Origin of the sequence: Streptomyces sp. NPDC048255, assembly GCF_040652415.1 — a bacterium.
Lineage (GTDB): Bacteria > Actinomycetota > Actinomycetes > Streptomycetales > Streptomycetaceae > Streptomyces.
Window position 1 is genome coordinate 22,197 of record NZ_JBEZMA010000018.1, and the last position, 13,247, is coordinate 35,443.

A 13,247-nucleotide genomic window follows, 5' to 3' on the forward strand; every position below is an offset into this window, starting at 1 on the left:
CCCTGCGGGCGGCCGACGCCACTTCGACGACGCTCCCTGGGTGCCGGCCGCCCGCGCCTACCGGCACAGGGCCACGATGGAGGGCGAGACGATGCCCTTGGCGGCCTCGCACAGGGGTGCCATGTCGTACGTACGCTGCGGCGCGGGCCGGGACCTCGGCGCCGCGGGCGGCCGCTGGCGCGACTTGGCCGGTTCGGCGGAGCGGGCACGGCGCGGGGCCGGGGCCGGGGCCAGGGCGGGTGGCGCGGGCCGGGCCCGCTCCGCGGAGGCGTCCCGCCGCGGGCGGAGCGGGCGGTGCGGCCGGGCGGGTGCGGGCCGCACGTCCTCCCGCGGTCCTGCCGCCTTCGGTTCGGCCTCCGGTTCGGCCTCCGGCACCGGGGCCCCGGCCACCGGCTCCGGCGCGGGAGCTGCGGGCAGGACGCCCAACGGCAAGGCCAGGGGCGGCGGTTGAGGGGGTGCGTGCCGGGGAGCCGCAGGGGCCGCGGCGGGCGCGGGGCGCAGCGCGTCCGGCGGTGCCGCGGGCCGCACGCTGACGCATCCACTGGCCAGCACGAGCACGGCGAGGGTCAGGGGCAGGGGGAGCGTCCGGCGCGACTGCATCCGTCCACCCTGCCGTACACGTGCCGCCACAACTCCACGCGTCACGCGGACGAGTGAGCTGCGCGGTGCCCCGGACAGAGATCACCCAACGATCCAGAAACCGTGTCCGCCTTGGGGCGGAAGGGTCGAAGAGCCCACACGGGCCGCACATATTTTCGTCTCATCCACTCCTCGGAAGGGTGAACGCTTTGATATCCCGAAGTCATTGCGGGCCGCCCCGGCACGGCCCCGAGGTTCCGCCGTTTATGCGGTGTTCATGTCAAATCCATGGCGGTAGGGCCGACCGCTGGGGCGGCGGACACGCAGGGCGCCCATGCTGGTCCTGATGAGCCTCCGACGCGGATCAGCCCCCGACACGGATCCGTCCCCGACATCAAGGAGCCACTTCGTGCCCCTCTCCCGCATCCGGCGGTCGAGCGTGATCGCCGCCCTGGCCGCCCTCGCGGCGCTCGCCGCGACGGTGCCCGCGCAGGCCCACCCGTCCCGGGGCGCCGCGCTGCCGGCCGTCGCCCCCCGGGCCGAGACCGCCGCCCTGTACGACGACGAGGAAGGCGGCGCCGCCGACGCCGACGACCCGGCGATCTGGCGCAACGCGGCCGACCCCGGACGCAGCCTGGTCGTGGTCACGGCGAAGGAGGGCGGCCTGCGCGTCTACGACCTCGACGCCCGGCAGGTCCAGTCCCTCCCCGCCCCGGCCGGCCCCGCGCCCGGCGACGCTCCCGGCCGCTTCAACAACGTGGACCTCGTCCACGGGATCCGGCTCACGACGGGCCGCGCCGACCTGGCGGTGACCACCGACCGCGGCAACGACCGGCTGCGCTTCCACCGCATCGACCGAGACCGGCCCGGCGGCCCCCTCACCGACGTCACCGACCGGGCGGCCCGCCCCGTCTTCTCCGCCGACCAGGAGGAGGTCAACGGCCAGCGGACCGCCTACGGCCTCGCCACCTGGACCGACCGCGCCACCGGCCGTACGTACGCCCTCGTCAGCCGGCGCGAGACCACGACCATCGCGCTGCTCGAGATCCTGCCCACCGGCTCCGGCACCGTCGGATACCGCAAGATCCGCACCCTGGACCTTCCCGCCTCCTTCCGGCTGCCGGGCGGCGCCACCTGGTCACCGTGCGCCGAACCGGGCCAGCTGCCCCAGGTCGAGGGAATGGTGGTCGACCCGGCCGACGGCACGCTCTACGCGGGCCAGGAGGACATCGGCATCTGGCGGCTGCGGGCCGACCTCACCGGTACGCCCCAACTGATCGACAAGGTCCGCGAGTACGGCACGCCCGGCACCTACGACGAGCAGACCGAGGAGTGCGTGCCCGGGCCCGACGCCGGATTCGGCGGCCGCCGGCTCTCCGCCGACGTGGAAGGGCTCACCCTGGTCACCCAGCCCGGCGGTGACGGCTACCTCCTCGCGTCGAGCCAGGGCGACAACACCTTCGCCGCCTACGACCGCGAGACCGGCGACGACAACGAGTACGAGGGCGGCTTCCGGATCACCGCGTCCGGCGCGCTCGACGGCTCCGAGGAGTGCGACGGCGCGGCCGCCCTCAACGCGCCCCTGGGGAACAAGTACCCGAGGGGTCTCCTCGTCGTCCAGGACGGTCACGAGACCCCCGTGAGCGCGGACCGCACCGCCACCAACTTCAAGTTCGTGGACCTCGGCAAGGTGCTGGACGCCCTGGAGGACTGACGGTCACGGCCGCCGCCGGCCGGTCAGACGGGCTCCTGCACCCGGGCCGGCGGCCGGCCGTACGTGGCCAGCCGCAGCGCGTGCTCCACCGGCCCCCGGCGCAGCGGACTGTCGGCCCAGACCCGCTGCCACACCCAGGTCAGGGCCAGGGCCGCGCCGCTGAACAGGAACCAGGCCGACCAGGACGCGGCGCCGTGGGCCGGACCGGCCAGCACCAGCGCGTGGACGACGTACGCACTCAGCGCCATCGCCCCGAGCAGCGTGAACGGCCGCAGCAGCACGGCGCCGAACCGGCCCCGCGCGAGCAGCGCGCACAGCCCGATGAGGGCGCAGCCCACGCCCGCGTTGCCCAGCGTCTCCAGGGGCGTCTGGCTGTACGGGTCGGCCACGAGCAGCCAGTGCCAGGACGTGCTGGGCACGGCCCCGTACTGTCCGCTCAGCACCTCGCGCACGGGATCGGCCGCGGCCATGGCCTCCGGGTGGTGGACGGCTATCGCCTCCATCAGCCGCTCCCGCGTGCCCAACAGGTGCGTGGCGACCCAGGCCGAGCCGTACCCGGCGAGCGCCGCCACCGCGCCCCACACCGCCATCCGCAGGGCCACCGCACGGCGGCGCACGTCGCACAGCCGGGCCAGGGCCATCCCGGCCAGGACGTACGGGAAGTAGGTGGCCAGCGGATACGCGCCGGTCAGCAGGAGCGCGCACAGCGCGTCGCCCAGCCCGGCCCAGCTGGTCAGGTCGGTGGCCTCGGGGACCAGGCCCCGCCCGGACGCCTCGTACCCGAACAGCGGGCCCAGCAGGTACGACAGCACCGGACCCGCCACCACCGAGACGCCCGCGACGGCGGTCAGCACGGGGGTGGACATCCGGGTGAACGGCTCGGCGGCGAGGAAGTACACGGCGAAGAAGGCCAGGATGACCAGGATCCCGGGCCACAGCCCGGCCAGCCACAGGCCGAGCGCGGCCAGGACGGCGCAGCGGACCAGCAGCGGGCGGTACCGCAGCGCCCAGCCGCCGGGCTGGGCGGCCGGGTTGCGGCCGCGCTGGGCCAGGGTGAGGGAGAAGCCCGCGAGGAGGGTGAAGAGGGCCGGGGCGCGGCCGTCGGCCGCCATCATCAGGTACCCGGCGCCTTCGGGCCGCGGGCCCGGTCCGACGTGCACGGCGAACATGCCGAGCACGGCGAGGCCGCGCACGGCATCGACCCCGGCCAGCCGGCCCGTGCCGCCGCCACCGCCCGCACTCTTGTCCGCTCCCACCGCTGCGCCCGCCCCCTTGTTCCTCACGCGTTGCATGACCCTCACACGTCGCATGTTCCTCACGCGTCGCACTTCACGCTGTCGCGCGGCGTGTAGCGGGTCTTCATCGTCTCCCGCTTGATCTCCTTGCCACCCTGCACGAACACGCGGTCGACCGCTACGTCGAACCCCTCCAGCGGGGACTGCGGTTCGCACTTCGGGCCCTTGCCGGTGCGCACGGCCGGCTGCTTGACGTTGGTCCGCGGGCCCTGGGTCGCGCGGATCTCCTCGTACTTCTTCGTCCCCAGGAAGGTGATCGTGACGGCGGTGTCACTGGCCTCGGCCTGGATGTACAGGGCCTTGCCCGAGTCGTTGGCGAAGCGCAGGTCCAGGCTGCCCCAGGCGACCGTGGCCTCCCGGCCTTCGGGGTACCGCTCGATGTAGAAGGAGTGGGCGCCGTACTCGACGGGTTTGACGCCCGCGAAGAACATCGCGTTGAAGACCGTGGTGGCGACGGCCGAGACCCCGCCGCCGGAGGCCTTCTCGTACTGGCCGTTGTTGATGATGAGGCCGTCGACGAAGCCGTTCTCCTTCGTGCGCTCGCCCACCGTGCGGTTGAAGCTCCACGTCTCGTCGGGCAGCACCAGCGAGCCGTTGATCAGCTCGGCGGCCCGGCCGATGTTGGTCGTGCGGTAGGCGGCCGGTTCGAACTGGATCGTGAAGGAGGACACCTTCTCCTTGATGCCGAGCTGCTGGACCGTGTCCCGGGTGAGCCGGGGCGGGGCCGCCTCGGCGGTGACCGCGCCGCTGCGGGAGGCGGCGTCGGTCCCGGTCAGCAGCGGCAGCACGGCCTCGCCCAGTGCGCGCTCGGTGACCTGCCGGCCCGCCCGGCCCTCCTCGGCGACGGTGACCGCGCCCGCGGCGTCGAGCCGGAGCCTGGCCTCGGCCGGTCCGGGCACCGCCTGGCGCAGCGGCCCGGCGAAGGCCGGGTCCGCGAGCAGCGCCTCGGCGTCGAGGGCCGGGGCGAGGCGGCCCTGGCCGTCGCCCTTCATGGTGAGGTGCTCGGACAGGACCGCGGGGCCGACGGGTATGCGCTTGCCGTCGACGGTGAGGGTCACGGGGGCGGACATCGCGGGCCGGGCGAACTCCTTCAGGGCCCGGTCCGTCTCCTGCTGCCCGATCTTCGGTTCCGTCCTCCGGACGGGCAGGGTGACCGGTTCACCGCCGGGGCGCGGGTAGTGCGCGCGCAGCGCGTCCAGGGACCGGTCGACGTCGAGGGCGACGCCGGTGACCGGGGCCACCGCCGTGGCCTTGCCCTTCTCGAAGGCGACGGAGCCCTCGCGGACCTCCTGCCCGGCCTTCCCGCCCACGGCGTCCAGGGTGGCGCGGGCCGCCGTCTCATCGAGGCGGACCACCGGCGCCAGGTCCGGGTCGCCGGAGGAGAACAGCCGGCCGATGACCGTGAGCGGGCCGGAGCCCGGACGCGCGGCGCGCTCGGCGGTCGCCGCGGTGTCCAGGGACAGCCCGAGCGCCCCCGCCCCCGCCTGCTCCGTACGGTCGCCGACGCGCAGCGCGACCGGGGCCGCGGCGGCGGGGCCGAGGTCCCGGTCGAGTGCCGCGCGGGCCTCGGCCCGGCTCATCCCGCCTATGTCGACGCCGCGCACCTTCGTGCCCGGGGCGACGTCCTCTCCGGCCAGGAGCAGCCCGGCGGCGTACAGCCCGCCGAAGCCGAGCACCGCGGCGCCGCAGGCCAGTCCCGCCAGTCCCGGTACGGTCCACCGCTTCGTGCCGGTGGCCGTACGGGTGCCCGTACGGGAAGCGCGTCGCATGGCGGGGTCTCTCCTCGGTCCGGTGACGTGGTCGGACCGGCGGGTTTTCGAGCCGCCAGTCCGCTCCGGGAAAGTATCAAGGAATGCATAACCAGGTAATAAGGAGGTATAGGGGCGGCAAAGCGGGGGTGGCCGGACCCGGGTGGGCGCCGTAACCCGGGGACCGGCCTCGCTGTTGCACAGGCGGCGGGTCCACCCACGGTGAACGGAGTTCCGATGCCGCAGCTGACCGACGAGGCCGTGACCGATGGCTCGGGGGGTGACCGGCCCGAGCCGGAGCGGGCCGGAACGTGGATGACCCCGCAGGCCTACGGGGCCTCGCGCGCCGGGTTCTGGGCCGCGGCCGTCGTCCTGGTCACCGACACCCACGGCCGCGTCCTGGTCCAGAGCGTCGACTACCGCGCCGACCGGCTGCTGCCCGGCGGAGCGGTGGACGCGGGAGAGGCTCCCTCCGCGGCGGCGGCCCGCGAGATGCGCGAGGAGCTCGGGGTCGACGGCCACTACCCGCGCGGCCTGGCCGTCGACTGGATCCCGGCCGACACCCCCGGCATCCCGCCCGAGATGCGGTTCCCCGGCGAGATCCTGCACGTCTACGACGGCGGCACCTGGACCCCGGAGCGGATCGACGCCGTCCGGCTGCCGGCCCAGGAGATCACCGGCATCGACTTCGCCGAGCCCGCCGACCTGCCCGCCCTGATGGACGCGGGCGACGCCCGCCGCACCCTGTCGGCCCTGCGCGCCCGCATCAACGGGACGGGCACCGCCCTGCTGGAGGACGGCCGTCCCACCGCGCCCACCGCCCTCGACCGGCTCGGTGTGCTCCGCAGCCGCCGCACCCCGCAGCACGGCGCCTGGCACCACGGCCCGGTCCCGGCGCACCTGCCGGTCCGGGACCGGTCGGGCTGGCTCTTCGCCCCCGACGGCCGCGTCCTGCTCCTGATCGCCCGCGCCACCGGCGCCGCCCACCTCCCGCCCCCGACGGCGGGAGCCGTCTCGGGGGCGATCCCGCTGGGCTACCGGTACGGGGCCCGGGCCGCCCACGCCCGCACCGCGGCCCGCCTCACGGCGCTCCCCCCGGCCGCGGACCCGGCGTACGCCCGGCTGCTAGCCACGCCCGAGCAGGTCCGCGAGCTGAGCGACTGGGGCCCGGCCGGCCACCACGAACTCGCGGCGGTCCACGCGGCCCGCGGCCACCTCGCGCTGCCGGCCCCCGCCCGTACGCCGCCCACCGAACTCCCCGCGGAGGGCACCCGCTGGTGACGGGCGCCGCCCACGGCCCCGGCGATCACCGCCGTGGGCGGCGAAATCCGGCGTACGCGGCGCGCGGTCCCGCAGCATGGGGCCATGAGCGACAGCACGATCACCTACACCCTGTACATCCAGGCCGATCCCGCCCGGGTCTGGGAGGCACTCACGGATCCCGCCCTCACCCGGCGGTACTGGGGCCTGAGCTTCGAGACCGACTGGGCGGTGGGCTCGCCGATGGCCTGGGTCGAGCGCGGGCACCGCACCAGCGACCCCGCGCAGGTGGTCCTCGACTGCGTCCCGGACCGCCGGCTGTCCTACACCTGGCACACCTTCACCCCCGAGTGGGCGGCCTCGGTCGGGATCGAGGAGGAAGTGCGGGCCGAGCTGGCCCAGGAGCGGCGTACGAAGGTCACGTACGAGATCGAGCCGGTCGGTGACACCCTGGCCCGGCTGACCATCCTCCACGAGGACTTCGAGCCCGGCGGCACGCTGATCGGCATGTGCGGCCGGGCCTGGCCGATGCTCGCCTCCAGCCTCAAGACCCTCCTGGAGACCGGTGCCCCGCTGCCCGAGCCCGGGCACGAGGCGGGGCAGGAGCTTTGACGCGACCCTGACCACCGGCCGTTCACGGGGGTCGTGTGGAATGGGGGCATGGGGAGAGGGAGCAACAGACAGCGGCCGTGCGCCGTCGGCCGGCGGGCCGACCGGAGGACCGGCTCGAAGCCCGGTTCCGGTACCGGCCCCGGGCCGGGCACCGGAACCGGCCCGGAGACCGCCCGGGAGCAGCTCGCGGGCGGCCGCCGGGCGGGCCGGGGGCCGGGCGGGGAAGGCGCGGCCCGATGATCCCTGCCGAGCATTCCGCACCCGCCGGGCCGGCCGGACCCGCCGAGCGGGCCGAGCCCTCCGAGCACTGGCGCTACACCGGCCACCTGGAGTCCCTGGCCGCCGTCGCCGGGCGGGCCGGGGAGGCCGAGGTCGTCGCCGCCGTGCTGCGCGACCCCGACCCGGTGATGGCCGAGAGCGCGGTGGTCACCCACCTCGACCGCCGGGCCGCGCGGCTGCTCGCCGACGAGGCGTTCCCCGCCTGGGCCGGGGCCCTGACCCCCGTCGTGGCCGGCCGCGAGTTCCCGGAGCGCAGGCTGCGCGAGTGGAACCTGCTCAAGGCCATCACCCGGGGCGAGCCCTGGTCCGCCGCCGCGCTCACCACCGCCTCCGACTGGTGCCAGCGCACCGCCGCCCAGTCGTTGACCTCGTACGAGGCCCTCAGCCTGCTGGCCGACGCCGCCCGCACCCGCCGGGTCCGCAACGCCGCCGCCGAGCGGCTGCGCAGGTGGGCCGCCGGGGACGGTCCCGCGCCGGGGCCCGTGCGTCCGTACTGACGCGAGGCGGGAATATCCGGACGTAAGGTGGTTGAACGGCTGATAAGGGAAAGTGGGGGTGCTGATTCCACGCGTACTGCGCTGGAGTCTCGTCACAGGCCCGTGCGGGCCTTAAGGTGCCGTTACCCGGCCGGGTGTCCCCGTTGAGCCGCTCCCGTTCCGCTGGAGGATTGACGCTCCGTGTCACACCTTTCACAGGCTCCCGTCACCACCCCCGAGGGTGAGCCGGCCCCGTCCGCCCCCACCGCGTACAGCGCGGTCGAAGGCTGGTTCTCCGCGTCCGACCAGGTGCTCTTCGACTGGTTCCTCACGCGTCAGGACACCGGCGACCCCCTGCCGGGCGATCTCCTGGAACTCGGCGCGTTCATGGGGAAGAGCGCCATCTTCCTCGGCGGCCACCTGCGGCCGGGGGAGGAGTTCACTGTCTGCGACCTCTTCGGCTCGCCCGTGACGGACGAGTCGAACCTCGCCGAGACGCAGAGTTCGTACCCCACCCTCACGCGCCGCGGGTTCGAGACGAACTACCTGGCCTTCCACCCGGCGCTGCCGACGGTGATCCAGGCCCCGACCTCGGTGGTCGCCGACCGGGTCCGCCCCAAGAGCTGCCGCTTCGTCCACATCGACGCCTCGCACCTGTACGAGCACGTGGTGACGGACATCGAGACCTCGCGGACCGTGACGGCCCCCGGAGGGGTCGTGGCCTTCGACGACTACCGGAGCGAGCACTGCCCCGGCGTCGCGGCCGCCGTCTGGGCCGCCGTGGTCCGCGGTGAGCTGCACCCGATCTGCGTGTCGGCCTCCAAGCTGTACGCCACCTGGGACGACCCCGCGCCCCACCAGGAGGCGCTCCGGGCCTGGCTGGAGGGCCGTGCGGACCTCTGGCACGGCATCGACACCGTCGCGGGCCGTCCCCTGGTCCGCATCGGCGACCAAGGGGCCGTGGTGCCCACCCCGCCGCAGCCGCTGCACCCCGCGCCCCCGGCGGAACCGGCGGAACCGGCCCCGGTCCCCGTGCGCAGACCGGGCGCCAGGTGGCGCAGGCTCGCCAAGGACCTGCTGCCCCCCGTCGTCACGCGGGCGATCGTCGCCCGGAACAAGCGGCGCCGCGCCCGCGGCTGACCCCGTACGCCGCGGGCCACGTACGCGACAGGCCCCCCGCATCCGCGGGGGGCCTGCCTGCGCGCGTCAGATGCCCCGGCGAACCCGGGCCGCCCGGCGGGCCTCGGCGGTCTGCCGGGCCTCCGCCGTCTTACGGGACTCCTTGCCCTTGCCCACCCGGCCCGGCCGCGTGCCCATGCCGCGGAAGCCGAGCTCCGTGCCCGAGGGCTTGCCCTTGGCGTCGGTCGGCGCCGAGCCCGCCAGCGGCACCCCGGAGGGAGCCTTGGCGCCGGTGATCCGGCTCAGCGCGGCCTCGCCGGAGCGCACCTGGGTGATGGTCGGCCGGATCCGCGCGTCGGCCATCAGGCGCACCATGTCACGGCGCTGGTTGGGGGTGACCAGGGTGACGACCCGGCCGGACTCGCCGGCCCGGGCGGTACGGCCGCCCCGGTGCAGGTAGTCCTTGCTGTCGGCCGGCGGGTCGACGTTGACCACGAGGTCGAGGTCGTCGATGTGGATGCCGCGCGCCGCCACGTTGGTCGCGACCAGGACGCCCACGGCCCCGGTCTTGAACTGCGCGAGGGTCCGGGTCCGCTGGGGCTGCGACTTGCCGCTGTGCAGCCCCTCCGCCCGTACGCCCATGGCCCGCAGGTGCTTCACGAACTGGTCGACGCCGTGCTTGGTGTCCAGGAACATCAGCACCCGGCCCTCGCGGTTTGCGATCTCGGTGGCCGCCGAGTACTTGTCGGCCGCGTGGATGTGCAGCACGTGGTGGTCCATCGTGGTCACCGCGCCCGCCTGCGGGTCCACGGAGTGCGCGACCGGGTCCTTCAGGTAGGAGCGGACCAGCTGGTCGACGTTGCGGTCCAGGGTGGCCGAGAACAGCATCCGCTGCCCCGCGTGGTGCACCTGGTCCAGGATCTCGGTGACCTGCGGCATGAAGCCCATGTCGCACATCTGGTCGGCCTCGTCGAGCACGGTGATCCGCACCCGCTCCAGGTGCACGTCCCGCCGTCCGATCAGGTCGCTGAGGCGGCCCGGAGTGGCCACCACGACCTCGGCGCCGGTGCGCAGCGAGCTGACCTGCCGCCCGATGGACAGCCCGCCGACGACCGTGGCCATCCGCAGCTTCAGGGCCTCGGCGTACGGGGTCAGCGCCTCGGTCACCTGCTGCGCGAGCTCGCGGGTCGGCACGAGGACCAGCGCGAGCGGACGCTTGGGGTCCGCCTGCTGTCCCGCCGTGCGCGCCAGCATGGCCAGGCCGAAGGCGAGGGTCTTGCCGGAGCCGGTCCGCGCGCGGCCGAGGACGTCCCGGCCGGCCAGCGCGTTGGGCAGCGTGGCCGCCTGGATGGGGAACGGGGTCTCCACCGACAGTTCGGCCAGCTTCGTCACCAGCTCTTGGGGCAGGTCGAGCTCGGAGAACGAATCCACCGGCGGCAGCGCCGGATTCTTCGGCTCGTGCATCGTGAACTCACCCTGCGGTCCGATGCTGCGAGGGGCCTTGCCGCCGTTCTTGGCGCCGCCCTTCACACCGAAACGCCCATGAGCTGACGGGTTCCTCATGCAGAACCTTTCGAAGCGAGAACAAGATGGTCAACCGCCCATGGTACCAGCGGGGGTCCCGCCCGACCGGCGTCCGTTTCACCAGCCCGCGGCCGCCAGCCGCCGGGTCGTCGCCCGCTCCGGATAGCAGCGCATGAACATGCGGGTGAAGTGCTCCCCGTAGTGGATCACCGTGTCGTCGTCTTCGGTGGCGTACGGGGCCAGCGGGCGGATGCGGGCCCCGAAGCGCGGCTCGTGGAAATAGGCCATCGTGTAGCGCTCCCGGTCCGCGAGCCGCACCTGGTGCGGGGTCGACAGCAGGGCGCCGCCGGTCAGGAACTGCAGGATGTCCCCGGGGAACACGGTCAGCACCGCCGGGACCGGGGTCACGTACCGCCAGCCCGGGGCGTCCTGGGCGAAGCCCGCCGAACTCTCGCCGGGCAGCCAGTTCCGGGGCCGCCGCTCGCCCGGGACCGGGGGCCGTACGTAGAGGCCGCCGACCTCGTCCTGGGCGGCGATGACGAGGAGCCCGTAGTCGGTGTGCGCGCCGATCCCGCGTCCCGCCGGGCCGTCGGCGGCTCCCGTGCGGGAGGCGGCGGGGAAGCGCAGCACCCGCATGTGGTGCCAGCCGCCGTGGGTCAGCCGGGTGAGCCGGTCGATGCCGCCCGGCCCGGGGCCGTCCCCGGGCCCGAGGCCGAGCGCCACGAGCCGCAGCAGCCGTTCGCCGAGATCGCCCACCCCCGCGAGGTAGGACTCCATGGCCGCACGGTAGGCGGCGTCGGGCCAGGGGACCGGCCCGTGGCAGGGCTTGCCGCTGCCGGCGGGGAGGTCCGGGGTGATGGTGAAGATCTCCGAGGCGTCCTGCTCGCCCGCGGTGACCTCCTCGCCGGAGGCGATGTACCCGCTGTACGAGGTGTCGTTGACGCACGCGGCCTTCTCGGCCAGGGGCCGGGCGAAGAACCGGCGGCTCGCCGCGAAGGCCGCCCCGGTCCGCGCCTGCTGCGCGGCGTCGGCCGCGACCTGGAAGATGCCGTCCCGCTGCCAGGCCGCGGTCATCGCCCGGCCCAGAGCCTCGTCCGCGGCCGAGCCCGTCACCAGGCGCGGTACCCGGAACGTCGAGAAACCGTTCATATCCGTCCCCTCAAGGGTCTGCCGAAGGCATTGCTCCCTCGAATCACGGACAGCACGGCCAGAAGTTCGAATCGGCGGCGCGCCCCCGGTTGGCCGCGTTGAGCGTGTGGTGCGCGGGGCGGTCGGGCAGGATCGAGACGGCCGCGTGTGCGGCCCGCAGTGGAACGTTGAGAAGGATCAGCCAGATGGCAACAGGCATCGTGAAGTGGTTCAACTCGGAGAAGGGGTTCGGCTTCATCCAGCAGGACGACGGCGGCCCCGACGTGTTCGTGCATTTCTCCGCCATCGAGACCTCCGGCTTCAAGTCGCTGGAGGAGAACGACAAGGTCGAGTACAACGTCACCCAGGGCCCCAAGGGCCCCCAGGCCGAACGGGTGGTCCCCCTCCGGTAGCACCGCTTCACGGGCCGTGCCCGTGACGTGAGCCCCGCCGGTCCGCCCGGCGGGGCTCACGCGCGTCCGTGCCCGCTCAGACGGCCCGGTGGAGGGCGATCAGCAGCCGCCACAGGTGGCCGGCCAGGGCGTCCGGGTCCGCCGGGACGGTGTCGTGGAGCCAGTCCGCGAGCACGCCGGTGAAGGTGGCGGCGACCGCGGAGGCGACGAGGTCGGGGTGCGGGGCCCCCACCGCCTCGCGTTCGGCGCGGGCGCGGGCGCGCAGTTCCCGGTTCAGGCGGTCGCCGAGGGGGCCCGCCCCGCCCGGCAGCAGCAGGGTGCGGTAGAGCGGGGCCCGGTCGGCCGCGCCGCTCAGGAACCGCGCCAGCGCGGCCGGGGGCAGGGCCGGGGGGAGCGCCGCCGGTTCCGTCTGCCAGGCGTGCAGGGCGTCCACCGCGGCGTGCACCACGCCGGCGCACGCGTCCACGGCGAGCGCGGTGAGGTCCTCGTAGTGCAGGTAGAAGGTGGCGCGGCCCACCCCGGCCCGGCGGACCACTGCCGAGACGCTGACCTCGGCGAGCGGCCGGCCGGCGCACTCGGCGAGGAGGCTCTCGCGGAGCCGGGCCTTGGTGCGGGCGGTACGGGGGTCTTCCGGGCTCATGCGGCCAGCAGCGCCGCGCCGAGGGCCAGGGCGCCGGGCAGGGCCTGGGCGATGAGGATCCGGCGGTTGGCGGTCGCGGCCCCGTACACCCCGGCGATGATCACGCAGGCGAGGAAGAAGATCTGCGTGGCGAGCGAGTCGATGACGAGCGACCAGATCAGGCCGGCGGCGAGGAAGCCGTTGTACAAGCCCTGGTTGGCGGCGAGGGGTGCCGTGAGGCGGGCGGTGTCCGCGTCGAAGCCGGACAGCGAGCGGCCGGGCGGCCGCTGCCACAGGAACATCTCCAGGACCAGGAAGTACGCGTGCAGGGCGGCGACTGTGCCGATGAGGACCTGGGCGACGGTGTGCACGGCCGGCTCCGCTTCTCCGAGGATGTGATTTCCTGGACAACTGTACAGGAAGTCGGATTGCCGAAGCCTCTCCGCCCGCCGCGGGATCCGTCCGCCGCCGGATCCGGCCG

13 protein-coding genes are annotated in these 13,247 nt (G+C 74.6%); 6 read left to right on the plus strand and 7 right to left on the minus strand.

All coding sequences use genetic code 11. From position 1 onward, the window contains the following. Positions 1-57: 57 nt before the first annotated feature. Complete coding sequence (locus AB0D94_RS16830; RefSeq protein ID WP_362051923.1) at positions 58-600, minus strand: hypothetical protein; 543 nt, start codon at positions 598-600, stop codon at positions 58-60. Between the two features lie 388 nt (positions 601-988). On the opposite strand from AB0D94_RS16830, the gene AB0D94_RS16835 reads away from it, so the two are divergent. After that, positions 989-2,293, plus strand: a complete 1,305-nt coding sequence (locus tag AB0D94_RS16835) for a phytase (protein WP_362051925.1) — start codon at positions 989-991, stop codon at positions 2,291-2,293. A 23-nt stretch (positions 2,294-2,316) separates the two neighbouring features. Here AB0D94_RS16835 and AB0D94_RS16840 read toward each other — a convergent pair whose 3' ends face one another. Further along, positions 2,317-3,585: a DUF418 domain-containing protein gene (locus AB0D94_RS16840; protein ID WP_362051927.1), complete on the minus strand. Its 1,269-nt coding sequence runs from the start codon at positions 3,583-3,585 to the stop codon at positions 2,317-2,319. 23 nt (positions 3,586-3,608) lie between these two features. Beyond that, positions 3,609-5,357, minus strand: a complete 1,749-nt coding sequence (locus AB0D94_RS16845; protein ID WP_362051929.1) for a VanW family protein — start codon at positions 5,355-5,357, stop codon at positions 3,609-3,611. A gap of 216 nt (positions 5,358-5,573) precedes the next feature. On the opposite strand from AB0D94_RS16845, the gene AB0D94_RS16850 reads away from it, so the two are divergent. The 4 genes from AB0D94_RS16850 (at position 5,574) to AB0D94_RS16865 (ending at position 9,103) form a co-directional block, all read left to right on the plus strand. Next, positions 5,574-6,617: an NUDIX hydrolase gene (locus tag AB0D94_RS16850; protein WP_362051931.1), complete on the plus strand. Its 1,044-nt coding sequence runs from the start codon at positions 5,574-5,576 to the stop codon at positions 6,615-6,617. A gap of 84 nt (positions 6,618-6,701) precedes the next feature. Beyond that, complete coding sequence (locus AB0D94_RS16855) at positions 6,702-7,208, plus strand: SRPBCC family protein (protein WP_362051934.1); 507 nt, start codon at positions 6,702-6,704, stop codon at positions 7,206-7,208. 236 nt (positions 7,209-7,444) lie between these two features. Next, on the plus strand, positions 7,445-7,984 hold the full coding sequence (locus AB0D94_RS16860) for a hypothetical protein (protein ID WP_362051936.1): 540 nt from the start codon (positions 7,445-7,447) through the stop codon (positions 7,982-7,984). 180 nt (positions 7,985-8,164) lie between these two features. Continuing rightward, complete coding sequence (locus AB0D94_RS16865) at positions 8,165-9,103, plus strand: class I SAM-dependent methyltransferase (protein ID WP_362051938.1); 939 nt, start codon at positions 8,165-8,167, stop codon at positions 9,101-9,103. 66 nt (positions 9,104-9,169) lie between these two features. Here the strand turns inward: AB0D94_RS16865 and AB0D94_RS16870 are convergent, their stop codons facing one another. Both AB0D94_RS16870 and AB0D94_RS16875 read right to left on the minus strand, forming a co-directional pair. Continuing rightward, a complete protein-coding gene (locus tag AB0D94_RS16870) occupies positions 9,170-10,546 on the minus strand; it encodes a DEAD/DEAH box helicase (protein ID WP_362052110.1) in 1,377 nt (458 codons plus the stop codon). A 177-nt stretch (positions 10,547-10,723) separates the two neighbouring features. Next, on the minus strand, positions 10,724-11,755 hold the full coding sequence (locus AB0D94_RS16875; RefSeq protein WP_362051940.1) for a 2-oxoglutarate and iron-dependent oxygenase domain-containing protein: 1,032 nt from the start codon (positions 11,753-11,755) through the stop codon (positions 10,724-10,726). A 185-nt stretch (positions 11,756-11,940) separates the two neighbouring features. Between AB0D94_RS16875 and AB0D94_RS16880 the strand changes: the two genes are divergently transcribed. Next, the gene (locus AB0D94_RS16880; protein ID WP_362051942.1) at positions 11,941-12,147 is read left to right on the plus strand and encodes a cold-shock protein; all 207 of its coding nucleotides are present in this window, start codon (positions 11,941-11,943) and stop codon (positions 12,145-12,147) included. 76 nt (positions 12,148-12,223) lie between these two features. On the opposite strand, the gene AB0D94_RS16885 is transcribed toward AB0D94_RS16880, so the two are convergent. After that, entirely contained in the window at positions 12,224-12,787 is a 564-nt protein-coding gene (locus AB0D94_RS16885; protein ID WP_362051944.1) for a TetR/AcrR family transcriptional regulator, read from the minus strand. Beyond that, complete coding sequence (locus tag AB0D94_RS16890) at positions 12,784-13,137, minus strand: DUF1304 domain-containing protein (protein WP_362051946.1); 354 nt, start codon at positions 13,135-13,137, stop codon at positions 12,784-12,786. Before AB0D94_RS16890 ends, AB0D94_RS16885 begins: the two co-directional genes overlap by 4 nt. Between the last annotated feature and the right edge of the window lie 110 nt (positions 13,138-13,247).